The 20088-nt window shown below is 37.8% G+C and carries 15 protein-coding genes; 4 read left to right on the top strand and 11 right to left on the bottom strand.

Annotated features, from left to right (window positions below; translation table 11 throughout):
• Nucleotides 1-15: 15 nt before the first annotated feature.
• Nucleotides 16-2652, bottom strand: coding sequence for a transporter substrate-binding domain-containing protein (locus R9C00_02010; protein ID WPO36217.1), 2637 nt, complete (start codon nt 2650-2652; stop codon nt 16-18).
• A gap of 224 nt (nt 2653-2876) precedes the next feature.
• Here R9C00_02010 and murI point away from each other — a divergent pair, with 224 nt between their 5' ends.
• The 3 genes from murI (at nt 2877) to R9C00_01995 (ending at nt 7125) form a co-directional block, all read left to right on the top strand.
• Nucleotides 2877-3716 carry a glutamate racemase gene (gene murI, locus R9C00_02005; protein WPO36216.1) on the top strand — a complete coding sequence of 280 codons (840 nt, stop codon included), beginning with the start codon at nt 2877-2879 and terminating at the stop codon, nt 3714-3716.
• A 236-nt stretch (nt 3717-3952) separates the two neighbouring features.
• Nucleotides 3953-5287 (top strand): FAD/NAD(P)-binding oxidoreductase, encoded by a 1335-nt coding sequence (locus R9C00_02000; protein WPO36215.1) that lies wholly within the window; start codon nt 3953-3955, stop codon nt 5285-5287.
• Between the two features lie 50 nt (nt 5288-5337).
• On the top strand, nt 5338-7125 hold the full coding sequence (locus R9C00_01995) for a 4Fe-4S binding protein (GenBank protein ID WPO36214.1): 1788 nt from the start codon (nt 5338-5340) through the stop codon (nt 7123-7125).
• Here the strand turns inward: R9C00_01995 and R9C00_01990 are convergent, their stop codons facing one another.
• The 5 genes from R9C00_01990 to R9C00_01970 form a co-directional block, all read right to left on the bottom strand.
• Nucleotides 7126-9270 carry a SpoIIE family protein phosphatase gene (locus R9C00_01990; GenBank protein ID WPO36213.1) on the bottom strand — a complete coding sequence of 715 codons (2145 nt, stop codon included), beginning with the start codon at nt 9268-9270 and terminating at the stop codon, nt 7126-7128.
• 311 nt (nt 9271-9581) lie between these two features.
• On the bottom strand, nt 9582-11264 hold the full coding sequence (locus R9C00_01985; protein ID WPO36212.1) for a hypothetical protein: 1683 nt from the start codon (nt 11262-11264) through the stop codon (nt 9582-9584).
• Nucleotides 11265-11274: 10 nt separating this feature from the next.
• Nucleotides 11275-12183, bottom strand: a complete 909-nt coding sequence (locus R9C00_01980; protein WPO36211.1) for a type IX secretion system membrane protein PorP/SprF — start codon at nt 12181-12183, stop codon at nt 11275-11277.
• Between the two features lie 360 nt (nt 12184-12543).
• The gene (locus R9C00_01975; protein ID WPO36210.1) at nt 12544-12726 is read right to left on the bottom strand and encodes a DUF1737 domain-containing protein; all 183 of its coding nucleotides are present in this window, start codon (nt 12724-12726) and stop codon (nt 12544-12546) included.
• An 81-nt stretch (nt 12727-12807) separates the two neighbouring features.
• Complete coding sequence (locus R9C00_01970; GenBank protein WPO36209.1) at nt 12808-13620, bottom strand: hypothetical protein; 813 nt, start codon at nt 13618-13620, stop codon at nt 12808-12810.
• Between the two features lie 302 nt (nt 13621-13922).
• Between R9C00_01970 and R9C00_01965 the strand changes: the two genes are divergently transcribed.
• The gene (locus R9C00_01965) at nt 13923-14768 is read left to right on the top strand and encodes an SAM-dependent chlorinase/fluorinase (GenBank protein ID WPO36208.1); all 846 of its coding nucleotides are present in this window, start codon (nt 13923-13925) and stop codon (nt 14766-14768) included.
• A gap of 62 nt (nt 14769-14830) precedes the next feature.
• On the opposite strand, the gene R9C00_01960 is transcribed toward R9C00_01965, so the two are convergent.
• The 5 genes from R9C00_01960 to upp form a co-directional block, all read right to left on the bottom strand.
• Nucleotides 14831-15640 (bottom strand): M48 family metallopeptidase, encoded by an 810-nt coding sequence (locus tag R9C00_01960; GenBank protein ID WPO36207.1) that lies wholly within the window; start codon nt 15638-15640, stop codon nt 14831-14833.
• Between the two features lie 163 nt (nt 15641-15803).
• Nucleotides 15804-16301, bottom strand: coding sequence for a hypothetical protein (locus R9C00_01955; protein ID WPO36206.1), 498 nt, complete (start codon nt 16299-16301; stop codon nt 15804-15806).
• A 106-nt stretch (nt 16302-16407) separates the two neighbouring features.
• Nucleotides 16408-17796, bottom strand: a complete 1389-nt coding sequence (locus R9C00_01950) for an ATP-binding protein (protein ID WPO36205.1) — start codon at nt 17794-17796, stop codon at nt 16408-16410.
• Between the two features lie 337 nt (nt 17797-18133).
• On the bottom strand, nt 18134-19093 hold the full coding sequence (locus R9C00_01945) for a calcium/sodium antiporter (protein WPO36204.1): 960 nt from the start codon (nt 19091-19093) through the stop codon (nt 18134-18136).
• A 17-nt stretch (nt 19094-19110) separates the two neighbouring features.
• Nucleotides 19111-19755: a uracil phosphoribosyltransferase gene (upp, locus tag R9C00_01940; GenBank protein ID WPO36203.1), complete on the bottom strand. Its 645-nt coding sequence runs from the start codon at nt 19753-19755 to the stop codon at nt 19111-19113.
• Nucleotides 19756-20088 lie beyond the last annotated feature (333 nt).

Here is a 20088-nt window from a genome sequence, read left to right as displayed (position 1 = left end):
TTGTTTGAGACAAGGTTAACTTTCACTGGATTTGTGCTCAATGGGGAGTGAAATAATAAATAAAGTCCCTTTTCCTTCTTCGCTCTCCACCTCTATGGAACCATCATGATCTTTGATAATACCTAGGCAAATAGAAAGCCCAAGCCCTACTCCTACCCCTACTTCTTTAGTGGTGAAAAATGGGTCAAACATTTTTCTTTTTATCTCTTCGCTCATTCCCTTTCCATTATCTGCAAACTTAATTTGAATGGTATTTCCCTCCAGTATTTCAGTGGAAATTACAATTTTCCCATGCTCGTTTACTGCCTGAATGGCATTGGAAAGTATATTCATAAATACTTGATTGAGCTTTCCAGGAAACGCTTCTATACGAGGTAAGTCACCATACTCCTTCTCTATCGCAACTTTATTTTTGTACTGCTTACGAAGCAAAACCAAGGTAGAATCAATATTTTCATGAATATCGATAAACTTCAACGCTGTCTCGTCGGAGCGGGAAAAAGTGCGAAGACCCTTTACAATTTCACTTGTTCGCTCAGCTCCGGTAGAAATATCTTTTATGCCCTGTTGGAGATCTTCTACTATGAAATCAAATTCTAGTTCTTCTTTCAGTGCTGCTACCTCTTCTAATCCCTGTGAAGCATTTTCCGGAGTGATCTCATTATATTTCCCAATTATCTCCAGCAAGTCTTCCAAATTATTTCTCACCCCTCTTATCCCCGACTGCACAAAGTTTACAGGGTTATTTATTTCATGGGCAATTCCTGCGGTAAGCACACCCAAAGAAGCCATTTTCTCAGCATTGATCAGTTTGGCTTGAGCAGTTTTCAATTGTGCAATAGTTTGTTCTAGCTCTACCTTTTGCGCTTCAAGCATCTCGTTTACTGTCAAAAGCTCCTCGCTTTGCTGGCGGAGTTCTTCTTCAGAAGCTCTCAATTCTTCGTTGGTCTCCTTTAGGTCGTCTTCAATTTTTTTCCTCTCAGTCAAATCCCGAAAAGTGGTCACCTGTGTGGTTTGCTGCTTGTATTCAATAAACTTACTCGAAACCTCTGCTGGGAAAATTGTTCCATCAGACCTTTTGCACATCAGGTCAATAGATTTGAATGACATTTTCTTTGCTTTAAATTTAGCGACCCCTTCTTCCAGTCCATCTTGTATAAGGTCCTCTTCCTGAAGTTGCTCAAGTTTATCTGGCTGTAACTTGAACATAGAGCAAAACACATCATTTACACCAAGTACTTTCCCCAAACTATGGATGATCACCCCTTCATTAGTTGAGTCAGCCAAGGCTTTAAAGCGCTCTTCACTATCTCTAATTGCAATTTCGGCCTGTTTGAGCTCAGTAATATCTGATGCTATTCCGAGTGAACAAACTTCACCTGCTTCATTTTTGATAGGAACTTTATTGATTAGCAGCCACTTTACACCCTTATCATCCCGTGTAAATGTTTCCTCCTTGACAATGGGCAAGCCAGTATCTATCACCTTGATGTCATCCGACGTATATTCGGCTACTTCCTGTTCATGAACATGGCTTTCTGCCAGTGTTTTATTTAGCAAGTCCTCTACAGAAGTATTGTAGGCAGTGGCAGTGGCTTTATTTACCAAGATAAACCTCCCTTCTCTATTTTTGACAAAAACTAAATTGGGATCATTGTCTATCACTCGCTGGATAAACTCTTTTTGTACTTTAAGTCCCTGCTCTGCTTTTCTTCTTTTTTTTATTTGTCGCTTAAGCGAAATAGTCCAAAAAGTGGCTACAACCAAAACTCCCAAAGTTATCAGCGATAACAACCGCATCCTCTGCCGAAACTCCCGCTCCTTTTTTTCAAAGTCTAATTCTACATCTAGCCATCGTTTCTTTATTGCCTGACTACTTTCTTCAGAAATACTATCCAATACTTTTTGTACGATACCCCTAAAAACCACCCAATCTTTTCGAATGCCCATGGCTGCTTCAAAATTATCGTATTGGGTAGGGGCGGCAACTTTAAGGTTTGAATATCCTGATTTTTTGATGACATAATCGGCTACAGCCAACTGACCAATGTACGCATCTGCTTCATTGACCGATACTTTCTTCAAGGCTGCCTCTGGGTTATCGGCTATAATTAGCTCAATCTCAGGAAAGTCATTTTCGAGATATTCTTTAATGTAATAATCTCGTGGAACAGCTATTATATAATCCTTCAAATCTTTTATTTCGCTTACAAAGCCAAAATCATTTCGGGTAATAATCACCATTGGGAAATGAATATACGGCTTGGTAAAAATCATCAGCTGACTTCTTTCTTCAGTGATTATCAATTCTGGCAAAATATCTACCTCGCCTTTTTTGAACAATTCCACCGAAGTACTCCAAGTCAACTCTGGAACAGGCTCAAATTTCACCCCTGTTTTCTCGGAAATTATTTGCAAGTAGTCTGCTGCCAGCCCTTTATAAACACCGTCTTCCATATATTCTATGGGCAGATAGTCAGGCGTATAGCCAAACTTGATCACAGGGTGGGCGGCTAGCCAAGCATTTTCTTCTTCGGTAAACTCAAGGCTTTTTAATCCAGAAAAAAGAGGCGTATTCTGTGAAAACACATCTCCCCCTCCCACCAAAATGATAGTAGCTATTACCAAAAAGAGTTTGACTATATTTTTCATTCCTTACAATGGAAAACTAAAAGAGCTAGCGACTATATAGCTTTTAAAGTAGCAATACATATTTGTGCGGCTTGGCAAATAGGTTAGTTGCATTGCCAAGAAACAGAATACATAAGTTGAGCAAATAGCAAAAGTGATTTTTCACAATGAAATTAAGTTCTTCTGCTAATTTATACAAAAGCATAGGATTGATAGCTAGCAAGCCATTATCTTAGGAAAAAAAATTGTGCAAATACCTTTTGGAAAACATGTCTTTGGAAAATAGTGAAAAGCAAAATACCCCCATTGGGATTTTTGATTCTGGAGTGGGAGGGCTCAGCGTTTGGCGAGAAATAAGAAGAATTTTGCCACATGAAAACACGATCTACTTTGCAGACTCGGCAAACTGCCCGTACGGGCCGCAACCAACTGCAAGCATCATTGCTCACTCGGAAAAGGTGGTAAATTTCCTGTTAGAAAAAAAATGCAAGCTCATAGTAGTAGCATGTAATACGGCAACTTCGGCGGCTATTAAGTATTTGAGAGAGAAATATCCAATCCAATTTGTAGGGATGGAGCCTGCCATAAAACCTGCTGCCCTCAGCACCCAAACAGGTAAAATTGGAGTCTTGGCTACGGAAGGGACGATAAAGGGACAACATTTCATCAACACGAAAGAAAAATTTGCCAGGGGGGTAGAAGTGCTAGAAACGATTGGGACGGGCTTGGTAGAGTTGGTAGAAAGTGGAGAATGGAACACTGAAAAGGGCAATAAACTAGTAGGAAGCTATGTGAACCCAATGATAGATTTTGGCGCTGACAGGATCGTTTTAGGCTGCACGCACTATCCCTTTCTGAAAGAGTTGATAGCCGAAATAGTAGGAGAAAAAGCTAAAATTCTGAACCCTGCTCCTGCCGTAGCCAAGCGTGTCCACTCCGTTTTGAAAGAACAAAATATATTAAGTAGAGCCTATACAAAGCCTTCTCATGAATTTTATGGAAGCGGAAGTTTAGAAAGCCTGAAAAAGCTGGTTTCATTGCTGGAAATTGAACCCTTTTCTTTTCCAAATAAAAATGGAAATTGAAAAAAAATGATGGATAAAGAAACCATTAATGCCGTAATTCAATTAGGTATGTAGCCAAATCAAAAAAGAGCTTTGTCTCTGTTTTTTGGGCAAAGGTAAACAAGAAGAAGCGGAAATTCACACCACTAGCGAATTTGCAAACTGAAGATCGAATGCTAACAACTTTACAAACAGTCTCCATATAATTCCCAATATGAACTTTTTCATACCAATATCTCTCTGAAACTATTTGACCTATGCGTATAGCCATTATTGGAAATGGTATTTCTGGGGTAACAGCTGCTCGGCACATTAGAAAAAAAGATAGCCAAGCGGAAATTACCATCATTTCAGCCGAAACCAAGCACTTTTTCTCAAGAACAGCCTTAATGTATATTTACATGGGGCACATGAAATTTGAAAATACCAAGCCTTACGAAGATTGGTTTTGGAAGAAAAATCGACTCAACCTGATCTATAACTATGTAGAAAAAGTTTCTCCTGAAGAAAAACAGCTCCGTTTTTCCGATGGCACTACCTTCGATTATGATAAGCTGGTGATTGCCTGCGGGTCTACACCCAATAAGTTTGGCTGGCCTGGGCAAGACCTCAAGGGCGTAGGGGGGATGTATAGTTTTCAAGATTTAGAAAACATTGAAAAATACTCGAAAGACTTAAAGAAGGCTGTGATTATTGGTGGAGGATTGATAGGAATAGAACTTGCCGAAATGTTCCACTCACGCCATATTCCAGTCACTTTTTTGGTGAGAGAAAAAAGCTTTTGGAACAAGATTTTACCTGCGGAAGAATCTGCCATGGTGAACAGGGAAATCCGCTCAAACGGAATAGACCTACGCTTGGGAACTGAGTTGAAAGAGATAAGGCCTGATGAAAATGGTAGGGTAAAATCTATCATAACTAGTAGTGGAGAAGAGATCTCATGCCAGTTTGTTGGACTTACCGCTGGTGTCCGCCCTAATATCTCCTTTTTGGAAGGGTCTGGGATAGCTACAGAAAGAGGCGTACTGATAAACCATCACTTTGAAACTAACCTACCCGATATTTATGCCATTGGCGATTGCGCCCAATTTACCAAACCCATTGAAGGCAGAAAGCCATTGGAGCAAGTTTGGTACACCGGAAGGATGCATGGGGAAGTCTTGGCTCAAGTAATTTTGGGAAATAGGAAAGTCTACCGACCAGGGCCTTGGTTCAACTCCGCCAAGTTTTTTGATATAGAGTACCAAACCTACGGCGATGTACCTGCAATCCTGTCTGACAAGGAAGAAAGCATTTATTGGGAGCATGAAAATAGGCAAAAGTCTATACGGCTAGTGTATGAAAAAGCTTCGGGTAAATTCCTTGGGGCAAATTTGATGGGTATCCGATTTAGACACGAGGTCTGTGACAAATGGCTCAGGGAAAAGCGGAATATAAAATATGTTTTGGCAAACCTTTCCGCTGCTAACTTCGATCCCGAGTTTTTCAAAACCCATGAACACGAAGTCGTTGCACTTTATAATTCCAAAAACGCCTCTGATCCTATCGAGCTCAAGCGAAGGAAAAGGCTTAGGGAGCTCATAGGACTTTAACCTTAAATGCCTCAACCAATTTATTCACTCTACTACAAAACTACTTTCCAATGCACAACCTGATTAAAACTGCTGGCTTACTCACTTTCATTACTGGGTTCTCCTTGTTTTTAGCCACTTTCTTTTGGGGCAGTTTCCAGTTAACCGAAAAAATAGTTTCTAAGCAAATTTCTGATGAGGCAAAAAAGAATTTGTTCTTAGAAATGGGAGGTAGCGATTTACTGGCACAAGAATCCCCTAGTAGTTTTTCATTTGTCAACTCACTTTCTTCTATTTTTGAATCAGCAAACAACAAGGCATTAGAGCAATACAGTCTAACTTCTCAAGAAGTTGAAAGTATAGCTGGAAAGATGGAAAGCGAAGAGAAATTGCTTTTCAAGATGGACGCCACAGCAAGTGCTTTTGGGGATGATGAGGCTGATGCTTTTAAAGCTAAAGCCCTCAAAGACTACGGTGGATGGCTCGATGGAAGGGAATATGAAACCAAGGAACAGCTGATTGCCGATTTGGAAAACGTTTCTCAAAGCATCAAACTTTATGGTGTAATCAATACAAAAGGCTTTGACAGGTATCAGCAAAAAGCATTAAAGTTTAGCCTCACAAAAGCATCGGGTACTGGACCTTCTTACACCAACCCATTATTGTTTATTTTTCTCACTTTTGGTCTTTCCATAATTGGAGCACTCATGTACATTTTGCCTAAAGCAAGTGAGGGCAACCCTGGCATCAAAAACAACCACATTTTCCACAAAGCCATGACCTCTAGGGGTTGGCTCGGAATCTTGACAGGGACTTTTCTGATAGCATTCTATATTTTCCTCTATTATTTCCCAGAATACATGACCAATTGGGTGGCAATGGTCGATCCTATCAGCCAGTTTTTGAGTGGAAACGATGCGGGCCAGTTCTTCCTTTACGGATTCATTTACACGCTCTGTATACTGGTAATGGGCATAAGGATGATGATAAAATATCGTCATAGTCCCTATCAAATTGTAAGAACTTTTTCGGTGATGTTCTTTCAGACAGCTTTTGCTTTTATCATCCCAGAAATACTGGTTCGGCTCAACCAGCCCTATTTTGATTTCAAAAACATGTGGCCTCTCGATTATGATTTTTTCTTTGGAAATGAGCTCGACAAGCTACAGTCTGGGGGAGGATTGGGAATTTTTATGCTTGTTTGGGGCATTGGCCTATTCATGATTGGAGTACCTATTTTTACTTATTTCTACGGTAAGCGCTGGTATTGCTCTTGGGTATGTGGCTGTGGTGGCTTGGCGGAAACCTTGGGCGACCCCTACCGTCAGCTTTCCGATAAATCAGTAAAAGCATGGAAAGTTGAAAGGTGGATGATTCATGGAGTATTAGGCTTTGCTATACTAATGACTATTGGGGTGCTTTATACCTACTTCACAGGTGCTTCGGAAATTTTGGGGCTCAGTACTTATAAAGTAAGGGAAACCTACGGGGCATGGATAGGAGCAGGTTTTGCAGGAGTAGTTGGGACAGGTTTTTACCCACTTATGGGCAATAGGGTTTGGTGTAGATTTGGCTGCCCCTTAGCTGCATATCTAGGTATAGTTCAGCGATTCAAGTCAAGATTTAGAATCACTACAAATGGTGGGCAATGTATTTCTTGTGGCAACTGCTCTACGTACTGTGAAATGGGGATAGATGTAAGATGGTATGCTCAAAGAGGACAAAACATTGTCAGGTCTTCCTGTGTAGGTTGTGGTGTTTGTTCGGCTGTATGCCCAAGAGGAGTCCTAAACTTGGAAAACTTGAATGAAGAAGGCAGAACCGATGTACCAGAAATTATTACAGGTCGGTTGGGTTAATTAGATGCGTATCCCCATCAAGGTAATGTCATCTCTTTGCTCTTGGCCATTCTGATGATCATCCAACGCTTCTTCGAGAATTTCTTTTTGCTCAGTTAGTGGACGAAATGCGTGCTCTTGGATTAGGTCGGCAAATTTCTGCTTACCAAACTTCTTGTTTTCAGTATTATGCTGGTCAACCATACCATCTGTGGAAAGATAAATAACATCTCCTTTTTGTAAAAACAGGCTTTCAGTCTCAAACTTCCTCTTTTTGTAAAGGACACCACCAATAGACTTATTAGTACCTTTCGAGTACTGTAAAGATTGTGTTTTTGAATTCACATAGTAAAGAGGTCGTTTTGCTCCACAAAAACTAACTCTTGTAACTTCTTCATTGAGTTTTTCAAGCTTGCACAGACAAATATCCATACCGTCATCATTCACTTTTTCTTTTTGCCTCAGGGCATCTATTACCCGTTCATTAAGCGTCTCAAGAATTTCCTCTGGCTCAAGTTTATTCTCACTTTCTTTTACTATTTCGCTAAGTAGTGTATTTCCTATCATAGTCATAAAGCCACCTGGTACTCCATGCCCTGTACAATCAATTACAGCTATTATAGCAGAATTTGTCCCTGTATATTCAGACGTATCCAAAAACCAATAAGCATCTCCAGAAACGATATCTTTTGGTCTGTAAATGATAAAATAATCCTTCAGGAAGGATTTAAGCTGGGTTTCAGAAGGAAGAATTGCCCTCTGTATTGTTTTAGCATAGCGAATACTGTCAATAGTCTTGGTAGAGTGTGATTTTAAGTCTATAAAAGCATCTTCCAAATTTTGCTTTACAGATGAAATCTCAACTTTTTGTTTTTTAAATTTTCTTGCAAAAAAGAGGGCTACAATAATAATAATAAGTAAACAGAGCAGAGCAATCACAGAATAAAACATCCGTGTTTTAAACTCGTTCGCCTGCCTTTCTTTCTCCTTTTCTAGCAATGCTAAGATCTCATCCTTTTCTAGTAAATTTTCTCTCAACCGTTTAATTAATGTCCGTGTTTCCTGACTTTCCTTGGACATCATATCTTTTTCCATGAGCAACTGATCCAACTCTGCCAAATAAGCCTTTAAGGTATCTCGAGCTGCAGTTGTTAGCTGAGCGTCATCTTCCTCAAGTTTATTAGCTACAATGATCATATCACCATTCAAACCTTGGGCACTTGCAGTGTCAGGCGCATTTATAATTTGTTGAAAGTCATTTTCAAGCGCACTTGTATCATTAAGCCTTCTGTTCTTATTTATGGTAAGCAACCTTTGGTATTCAACTCTAAACAATGAATCCTGCCTTCTTTGTTGCCTCAAGACTGAAGTAATATTTACTGTTATTTCCACCACATCCCCTTTTTGATTTGGGGTAATAGAAGTAACTTTGTAGCCCTCTACATCGAAACCATCATCTGGATTAACCACTACTGCTTTAAACTTACCATCCAGATTAGTGATATAAGAAATATTGCCAATCTCTACCCGTGCATTGGCAATAGAGCCTCCGTTGCTATTTTTGACTACACCAGTAAATACTCTGCCTGGCAACCTAAAATCAGGAATCGGTTTTATGGACAAATGATAGTTATAAGTTCCTTTGAACTCAAAGGTTTGGCCAACTACATCATGTTCCTTTATTTTGAAAGAGACTGAATTATCTAGGGGCACACTGGTAGGCAGTACCATTTTAAAGTGCCCTTTATCATCTGTTTCTACTAAAACGGGAGGTTCTGTTCCTGGTAAAAAGACACTGTAGTTAGCGGCAGGTGCTCCATCTGCTTTTGTTATATAGCCAAAAAGCAATTTGTACTTACTTTTTCGCATCACTAGTTGGAGTTTTTTATTATTCAAAAAACTCCAAGAAGCAGTTTCCCATCCCTCCTTTATTCCTAATACACTGAGAGGTAATTCTTCATTATTTTCTTGTGGAAGCTTAAATATTCCATCGTTGTCACTGACAAAAGAATCATCGCCATCTATTGATACTCGAACACCAGGAATCCCTCTGCCAGTCTCATCAACCACATGTCCATACCTCTCTTGGCCTTCTTGTGCCAAAGAAAGTGAGCAGTGAACCATTAAGAGATAACCCATCAAAAGTATGGACAAAATTTGTTTCATACTCAATTCAACATAGCTCTATTCATCGATAAACAAAGCCTTATTGATATATTCAAGTTTTATATTTTCATTGAGGCTTTACTCAATATAATTTAACTGTTCTCTCAACGCATAAAATGGTGTTTATGTATGCTAAAAATTGGCTGTTTTAAGATTGTTAATCAAAATAAAAGCTAGAGTAACTCTAAGATAAAAAAAGTATTTAGAGCCAACTTAGGTCACAATAACTTTACGCAAAGTTAAATTCTTGTTATTAAATAGCTAGCCGTAAGCCAATACAAGAAAGGAAAACATTAGGAATTAAAATAGGCTTATTGCTTAGTAGCAGCTCTATACCTTAGATAGGAAACCTCTTGTATATCCTTGAAGTCTTCTGCTTTATCTCTAAAAAAGACTAACTGGAAATTCCCTACAAAAGGTTTGTTATCAGGTATATTAAATTCTGAATTGTGTGTACCTATTCCTTTTTTTGAGGCTATCATGATAAAGTCTCCACTATAGGGTATAGTTACTTTAAACATACCTTTCTCATTAGTAACCCCTTCCCCTACAGGCTCTCGTGTCTGTTCATCGAGCACAATAACTTTTACACTATCGATTACACTTGGACTTGACTGGTCATAAGGAGTATTGTGTAGAATAGCCCTACCCGAAACGGTAAATAACTTTATATTCCCTAGTTTTTCATTCTTGATATACACGCTATATATATCATCATCAAACCCTCCACTTTTTCTATTTGAGCTAAAATATCCATTTACACCATTTTCTTCTAGTATGAAGCCAAAATCATCCTTGTTACTATTTACGGGATAACCTAAGTTCACTAGCTGGTCTGCTCTTTTTTCAATAATCCTCACTTTAAAAATATCAAGGCCACCAATTCCCCCATGTCCATCAGAGGCAAAATACAGTTCAAAATTCTTGAAAATAAAGGGGAACATTTCATCACCACTGGTATTTACTTCTTTACCAAGGTTTTCTGGCTTAGACCATTGACCATTGATCCATTTACTTCTATAAAGATCAGTGCCTCCAAAACCCCCAGCCATATCCGATATAAAATATAAGGTTTTCCCATCATTTGAGATAGATGGATGCCCTACCGAATGTTCAAGACTATTAAAAGGAAAGGCTACTGGCTCAACCCATTTCCCACCTACTTTTTGGGAAATAAAAATCCCGAGATGCTTTACTCCATCACCACCATTTTTTTTATTTGTACTAATATTTCTAGTGAGGAATAAGGTGTTTCCATCTTTTGAAATAGTAATTGGTCCTTCGTGTAGTTTTGCCTTTTTAATAAGGTTAAACTTAACAGGCTCTTTTAGCGTTTTCCTCCGAGATGAATTAGCCTCTTCTGCAAAATCACTGTAATAAAGATCAAGGTAAGACTGATCGCTTAACTGATTCCTATTTTTCACACCAATAGTTTTCTTCCTAGAAGACACGAAAACAAGCCCATTTTTATAAAAAGCTGGGCTAAACTCACTTCCTTCTGTATTAATAGAAACTGGATGCACCAAATAAGATAAAGAATCAATAAAAAAGCGTCTGATTTCCTTACTCGCATTTAGCATATTAGTTGCCCTAGCATCATTTTCATGAATCTCTAAATATTTTTCATACCATTTTTGAGCAACCTTATATCGCCCCTCTCCAGTGAGAGCCATTGCATAGTTTATGATATCTTTCGAGTTGAGAAGAGTCCCGTTTTCAAGAGCTGCAGCATACCAATGAATAGCATCCTTTGTATTATTCAAATTCAAATAACACGAAGCTATCTTAACCTTTAGAAGATCATCAGTTTTTTCTTCGTTTAGTTTTAAATAGAGATCAAGAGCCTTTTTGTAAAAAAAGTCAGCATATAAAGCATCGGCTCTTTTCATATCACTTCTCAATCCTGTCACAACATTCTCTTGAGCATTCACCCCAAGTGCAGTAGACAACAGCACGGTACTAATCAGAAATATTTTTACTAGAAAGCGGTACATCGGCAGATTATTAAAAATATCTAGGTATTATGACTTTAGACTTAAAGAAAGTGAAGTCATAACTCAACATAACTTCGTGTGAACCTCCAATAGCCTCAGAATATTTTCTAGTAGCACTATCGTAGGCATACCCAAAGCGAAGCTGAGAAGTAACTTGTACTTGGGCTAAAAAGCTAAAAGTGCTTAAAGTCCTATATGAAATCCCTAATGCTAGTACATCATTAAATACCACATTTGTATTTAAATCAATATTGATAGGAGCGTTTTCAACCATTTTTACTAAAGTACTTGGTTGTATCTTCACCACATCATTCAATTCGAATACGTATCCTCCATGTATATATATATGTCTATTATTGTTAATGTATTCAGGCATAAACATGTTTCCCGAAAGCTTTGGCATAGAGATACCTGCAAAAGCTGTTTTGGATAAGTAGTAAATCCCGAATCCAAATTCTGGAGAAGTGGTATTATAATTATCTTGGGTAAAAGCTAAATCAGTATCCGAAGTTGCGTCGAAAATCCCAGTATAATCAGCCCTTTTGTTGATCATTCCAGCCTGCAAGCCAAAGGATAAGTTCTTCTCTTTATCAAAATTGATTTTGTAAGAAAATGAGGCTGAAATATTTAAATCTTGATGAACACCAACTTTATCATTTGCTATTAGTAGCCCTACACCTAAGTTCTCGTTCTTGAGAGGTGAATGAGCTGATAATAATTGAGTGTTTGGAGCTCCTTCTAGCCCAGCCCACTGTTTCCTGTAATGAGCAGCAACACTTAACGCATCATTGTTACCAGCAAAAGCAGGGTTTATCGCAAATTGATTAAACATATATTGCGTAAACTGATACTCTTGTTGTGAGTATCCGCTCCTGACCATTCCCAATAACACAATTATAGTAAGGTAATATTTAAGCATTTTCATCTTACGTTTATCGGCTTACCAAATGACAGCACCAATACAACTTATTACACTACAGTACTTTGTTTAAAACCCATATCTATAAATGGGAAAATCTCTAATAACCAGCAGTGTATATGTTATAAATGATTTTCATTTAACTAACAAGCACAAAAGGGTTGCATTGTATTGATATCAATAAATAGTATCACTTTACAATGATTAGTAGAGTAGGTAATAGACACAGTACTTCTTTACTAGTTTTTAAAGGAAACGAAATGATTCTTAATTGTAGGACAGTAAGATTGTAAATGATTCTTATCGAGAAGGAGCATTTAGCTATTTTTATTGCAAATGAATAATACGATAGCTAATGCATTAGCTATCGTATTTGACAAGAGCTTGACAGAATGACTCGACTGTACTTCCACGGTTCACATCACCCATAGAAATTCCTCCGAGCAGCTCCCACCCATCTTTTAAGTGCTTTTTCACTTCTTTTTCTACATATGAAGGGTTTGAGCTACTTATTAACTTATAATCAATGACTTTTCTATCCATTTCTTATCTAAATTGAATTAATTGATAATTAGATGCACTAGAAAGTAACGAGAGAATTAGAGCAAATGACACAAAAAGCGACTATTTCTTAAAAAATTTATCAGTTTTATTGTCATAACTTACATAATAAGTACCGCTTTTTAGCTTACTGCAGTCTACTTCCTGACCTATATCTTGGAGGACAATTTTACCATATACGTCGAGAATAGCATATTTGACGGGGCGGGAAAAATTCAAACGAGAAGAAACTCTCTTAGGGTAAAATGTTACTTCTTCAATATCCGACTCAAAGGCAATCACATTTGAAAAATAAACTTTGCCGGTGATTTCTAAATACCTTACTCTGTATTTATTTGTACCTGTGTGATAGCGGGGATTATATTCATAACTTTGAATACCGTCTTTTCCTTTGCAATCAACCACTTTTTCTGGAACCCAGTTATTATTTTCAAATTTCAATATAAAATACTTCCCGTAGGTTCTTTCCCCTCTAGCAGCCCACTTAAGCACATCAGCATCTATATCTACATAGGTAAACTGAAATTGCTTCTCAGCTTTGATCGCATTTGGATTTATGACTTTGGGTTTACAATTATCGGTATGGATGATTTTGATTTTGACAGGGTCATTATCCCTCAAAAAAGATAGGTCGATATCAAATGCAGTTGTCTGAGGGACATCCGTAAGCTTTTTATCATTTACAAAAATCTCGGATATACAATAATTTCCTTCACCATCGTGTGGGTTTTGAACATATAAATTAATACCTCTATATACCCCTTCAATGACAATTTCTCCTCCTATAGCTGGAGAGGAAAATAGGACCAATACTGTGAATAATAAATATAAAAAAAGCCTTTGCATTTGCAGGTGCTTTGTTTTCTTAATTTTCAAATATAAAATGGTTTGAGTTCTTCCAAAAGACCTTCAATTTACAATAGTCTTGAAGTAGCCTTATCATCCTGCGAAAATGCAATATCGGCAGAATAAGAATCAAATAAGATTTTCTGAAAGCCCCAAATAAGTATTTCTTACTGCTTTTAATCGATTTTAAAGTTAATTGAATAATAGGTTTGATTGCTAATCATAACCGAATTTTAAATCAAAATAATTGCTAACCAAACAGTTTTATTGCATTAAATTATAAATTTCTATCTAATCCTACCGAATTAACACACATAAACTGTTTACTTGATATGGGAAATAATTTTCTGGTATTAGCCACTGACTTTGGGTTGAAAGATCGCTTTGTAGCCAATATGAAAGGGGTAGCCTATTCTCTAGCTCCATCGCTCAACATAATTGACCTAACACACCAAATCACTCCTTTCGACATTCTGGGAGCTAGCGACATATTAGCCGGGACAATCCCCTTCTGGCCAGAAGGAACGATATTCGTAAGCGTGGTAGACCCAGGTGTAGGAACTTCTAGAAAACCGATAGCAGCTCTTACCAAAACCGGACATATTATTATCACTCCTAATAATGGAACCCTTACTTACGTCGCTGAGCACATCGGGATTGAAGCAGTCAGGATTATAGATGAAAAACTACACCGCAGAGAAGACTCCGAGCAGTTTCATACTTTTCATGGAAGGGACTTATTTGTACACTTGGGTGCTAAACTGGCCTCAAACAAAACACAATTTGATAAAGTTGGTCCATTACTCCCAAAAATTGAACTTGTTACGCTGCCTACCCCAATTGCCAAATACTCAGACCATGCCATAGAAGGTAATATTATGAGAATAGAAAGCCCCTTTGGCAACTTGGTGACCAATATTCATACATCTATGTTCAATAATGCAGGCTGGAACTATGAAGGACAGGTATTAGATACAAGTATCTGGAGTGGCGAAGTAGAGCTATTTAGAAGAAAGATTCCTTTTTGTAAAAGCTTTGGCTATGTAGAAAAAGGAGCTCCGCTTATTTATGAAGATTCTGTTGGTAAGATAGGACTTGCCTTAAGAGAAGCTGATTTTTCTATCCTGTTGGAAGATTTTTCGTTGACCAACAATATTTTGATTTTCTCTGAAAAATAAAAAGCACAGAATGCTATTTCATTCTGTGCTTTCTTAAAGAGTATTTACCTCTCTTCTATAGTTTATTGCTTTCCTTTGTTTTGATCGTAAATCTTGATAGCCTCGGGAAGCTGTTTGGTAAGGTCGCTAATTCGTGTATCGTGCGAAGGGTGAGTAGATAAAAACTCAGGAGGTGCTCCTCCACCCGACATTTCAGCCATTCGCTTCCAAAATTCAGGAGCTACTCGAGGATCATAACCAGCCATGGAAGAGAACACCAAACCGATTCTATCAGCCTCAGACTCGTGCTGCCTAGAAAAGCTTAACATACCAAGTTGGGTACCGGCTCCAAAAGCTGTATTAAAAATAGCTTGATATTCTGGAGACTTCGACATAGTTGCCACGCCAACTCCTTGGGCTAAACCTTGAGCAACAGTTTGCTGACTCATACGCTCTGCGCCATGTCTTGCAATGGCATGGGCAACTTCATGACCCATTACTATAGCAACCCCTTCTTCTCCTTTACAAACAGGCAATATTCCTGTATAAAAAACTACTTTGCCACCTGGCATACACCAAGCATTCACAAGATCATCTTCTACTAAATTAAACTCCCAGTTGAAACCAGCAAGTTTATCTGAAAGACCTTTTTCAGCCATATACGCCTCTACTGCTTTTTGGATTCTTGCTCCTACTTTTTTGATCATTTGGGCATCGGCAGTACCATTCACCACTTTATGCTCCTTCAAGAAATCGTCATATTGCTGGTAACTCATCGCCTGCATTTCTGACGATTCAAAAAGGATCAACTGGTTTCTTCCTGTAACAGGAACCGACGAACAACTAAATGTGAGCGTGACGGTAAAAACGAGAAAAAAAATGTTTCTGATCATAGTTATTGAATTTGAATACCTTCTTTTTAAAATCATTTTATCACTAAAAAACAGCTTAAAAAATAATGCCACAGCATTATACGCAAAACTACACCACGAAAAAAATGTTTGCGTCAAGCACAAGTGCTCAAAATATTGTTACAGACAAAGCTATCAAATGACTTTAGTCTCTTAAAACTTCTGGTTTTCTCATGAATAAAGGGAAGAAAAAGATCAACCAGCAAATAGCTAAAAACAATAATAAATATTGAACCCAGCTTATGCTAAAGTTATTTTCAGTGTTGGCATTAGCAATAAAGCCAAGAATGGTCATGATAAAAAAATTAATCAGCATTGCCAAGCCCCTTACCCATTCTTTCAATTTTTTATTGAGTTCTTTACGAGTATTGATATCCTGAGTCCACAGTTTTTTCCGTGGAACAATTAGCAACTCTTTGGAAATATAGGCAGGAATTTTCCCCAGTAAGCTCAGAAGTATATTTGCTATCAAAATGATCGCAAACGTGTAATAGAAAAAAAGCTCCTTCCCAATAAACATCTCAGGGTTTCCAGCTATATCAAAATAATAGCTTACTACTGGGGGAAAAGAAGCATAACACAACACATTGACAGCAAATGCACCAATGATAGAAATGAACCAAAATATCTTAACTAATTGCATATCTGTATCTCACAAAATTTAAATAATCCCCATTTAGGTTTGAAAAAATACAATGGGTCAAATTTTCAAGATGCAAATATAGCTTTTTTAATTACTCACCCCTTCCCTATAATAAATCTTCCTGAGGAACTCCAACAGCTTCTTCCATGAGGGCAATTTGGAAACAGCTCCCCTTCCCTTCTTGAGAAGTTACAGCTATAGAGCCACCCATTTTCTCCAAGGCTTCCTTAACTATGTAAAGCCCTAGCCCAGAACCATTCGAGTTATCAGAAGCTCGGCAGAACATCTTGAATATAGAAGGAAGAAGCTCTTCGGGAATTCCCAGTCCATTGTCCCTTACGGTAATAACAGGACCTCCTGGGGTAAGATCAAATAGGATATCTACTTTTGGTTGATCTACATATGGATTGTGATAATTAATGGCGTTAGAAAGCAAATTTCTCATCACAATTTTGAGGCGGTAAATATCTGAAGAAAACAATACATCTTTTTCCTTTGGATAATTGATAGTGACTTTACCATACCCATTTAGAAACTGCAATTCTTCCAGTAATTCGCTTACCATAAGTCCAAAATCAACTTCGTGCCATTTGGAAGGAATTCTGGAGTTTTGCGAATAATCCAAAATATCCTTCACAAACTTGTCGAGCTTATTGATGTTTTGCTCTATATAACCAAGGTAATTTTTAGACTCTTGTACAGAAGAACTATTATCGATTAGCTGGAGCAAACCCAGCATAGAAGATAAAGGGGCGCGGATATCATGTGATACCCTGTAAACAAAATTGTCAAGTTCCTTATGAGCTTTCTCTAGATTTTGTGTGCGGTGAGTTACCTTAGTATCCAACAACTCATTGGCTTTTTGCAACTCTTTATTCATTCGCTCTATGGCCTGCGAATAATCTTCTAAGGCTTTCGCCTGTGCTTTTATTTCTTTGTTTTTTTCTGCAAGTTCCACATTAGACCCCTGCAAAAAATCACGTTGCTTTTCCAGTTCTTCTTTCTGCAAACGAATTTCTTCATTTGCCCTCAAAAGGTCTGCAGTCCTTCGCTGAACAGTTACTTCTAATATTTTCTTCTGCTTTTTGTATATATATGTCCTATGTTTATAATAAGCTACCCCAATGCTTACTAGAAAAAGTGCCAGCAATAGTACAAACCACCAACTTTTCCACCACGGAGATGGTGCTGATATATCTTCAAAAGTTGGGTTTTCTATTAAAAAACTTGAAATGAATAAAAGGAGTGAATTACTTAATAGGGTAAAGGAAGCTCTTCTTGGCACAGGAAGCCAGAATACCTGATGGCTTTCAGGTTTCATCTCTTCATTCACTTCTAGCCATCCTTTTGAATTTTCCTTAGAAAAACCATTCAAAAAAGCCCTATCTAATTTGAACGTGAGGTTAGTTCCATTTCTTGAAACCGATTGAAATTCATTGGAGCTAATTGGTTGAATGAAGATGGTAAAAAGTATAAAACTTAACGCAGTCTTCATTTTCTGATTTAATTGCTTGCTACACTATATATTCTCCTATTATTTCTGCAAATAATACAAGTAACTGCTGTAAATATAAAAATTAGCCAAAACGAAACAATAATTGTGGAAATAAGCCAACAGCCTTACACAAGACAAACTAGGGGTTTTACATAAAAACAACGTAAAAAGAAATAAAAAACACTTAAAACCAAGATGTGAACATTTGCTAATGTTGCAAAACAGCAAGAAACCTACACCAACAACACCCAAATATGACAAGAAAAATAATGCAAAAGAGCCATTTCCCTGAAGTAAGGAAATGGCTCTTTTATCTATAAAAAAGAATATTAGCAGCTTAGATGATCACGGTGTAAGTATAAATAAAATAAAGAGAAAGTAGAATACTACCATGCAACCTACTCAGGCGTTTGCCCATAATCATGAGAGGGAATAAAAGCAAGGTAATGCCAAGCATCCAAGGAATATCGTATGCTTTAATTGCTTCGCTCACTTCAATGTCTTTAATAATACTGGTAATCCCCAAAATAGAAAGGACATTAAAAATATTTGAGCCCATCAAGTTTCCAATAGCCAAGTCTGTATTGTTTTTAAAAGCTGCAACTACTGAAGTAACCAACTCTGGTAAACTAGTCCCTATTGCCAGTACTACGATTCCTATTACACGCTCCTCAACGCCCATTGCCAAGAAAATATCTTTTGCTCCGGTAATGAACCAATCAGAACCATAATACAACCCTAAGCACCCCAAAGCAATCAGACCTAGATCTAGCATCCACCTGTAGGGCTTTCCATCCTCTTCTTTCAGTTCTTCTAGCTCATGCTCTTCCATCTGTACTGCTTTATTGTCCCTCCTTGACTGCCTAATTAGGAAGAATATATATATACTCAAAAGAAGTACAAACACAACACCTTCATACCTATTGAGGTGACCTTCCAACACAAGGATGTACAACAATAAACTACTACCCATTACCACAGGCCAATCTATTCGGATACTATTTTTATGGACATTAATAGGAGAGAAAAAAGCGGTAAGCCCTAGTACCAAAGCCAAATTACAGATATTTGAGCCAATTACATTGCCCATAGTCATGTCAGAGTTTCCTGACAGAGCTGTACTCACACTGATAAGCAATTCTGGTGAACTAGTCCCAAATGCTACAATGGTCAGCCCCACTACCAACGGGGAAATATTAAGCCTGAGCGCTATCCGTGATGCTCCCCTTACTAAAAACTCGCCTCCAGCTATCAACACCACCAAACCTACTACTAAAATCAAAAGCTTAATTCCCATCTATATTCTTTTTATTTTTACAATTTTTCGCCAAAACTCAAATCGCCAGCATCTCCAAGTCCTGGAACTATATAGCCCTTTTCATTGAGCAAAGGATCGAGTGCCCCAATCCAAAGCTCGCAATCAGGCAATTGCTCTTTCACATAATCAACGCCTGGTTGGCTCGCTATTGCCGATACTATACAAACTTTCGATGGTTTGCCCTGCTTCATAAGCGAATGGCATGCTTCTACCAGTGATTTTCCAGTTGCTAACATGGGATCGGCAACTATCAACACCGAATCTTCTAAGTTAGGCGTTGCCCTGTATTCCAAATTTATATGGATATCCTCCAAGCCTTCATGAGGAGCACGATAAGCACCTATAAATGCATGGGCTGCTCCATCGAACAACCGAGCAAGACCCTGATAAAACGGGAGGCCGGCTCTGAGTATTGTCGCCAACACCAACCTATCTGAGCATACTTTTACGCTAGAGCTTCCCAGTGGAGTCACAAAGTCCTTTTCTACATAATTTAATGACTTGGATAGTTCATAGGCAATAATCTCTCCTAATCGCTCCATGTTAAAACGAAACTGATAACGGTTTTTTTGCAGTTCAATATCTCTTAAGCCAGCTATTAAATTTCCGGCATAACTATTTTCTGATGAGATCAAATTCATTTATATCACTTTTTTGGTTCTTCAACTCTACTCTTTATGCTTACAAGATAAGCAAGAATAACAGAAAACTCCCGAGTTCAACCTGTCATAATCAACCTAACTCGATATCCCAATATTAATATATTAGAGGCAAAGGTTAAAAAATGATAAATCTTGAATTTTTTTTATCAGATCTTGTTCTTAACATATAGCTTTTTTAATAAGTGTTACTTTTGTTTAAAAACAATCAACCACTTTTAAACACGTAACGTTGCTTTTTATAAATACACCTATCTCATAGGTCCATATGGGATGCCCTAAAACCAGCAATACAAAATCATTTTTTTCAAAAAA

Source organism: Flammeovirgaceae bacterium SG7u.111, assembly GCA_034044135.1.
In the GTDB taxonomy this organism is placed as follows: domain Bacteria; phylum Bacteroidota; class Bacteroidia; order Cytophagales; family Flammeovirgaceae.
The sequence above is the reverse complement of the archived record's forward strand: the minus strand, read 5'-3'. Positions and strand labels throughout refer to the sequence as shown.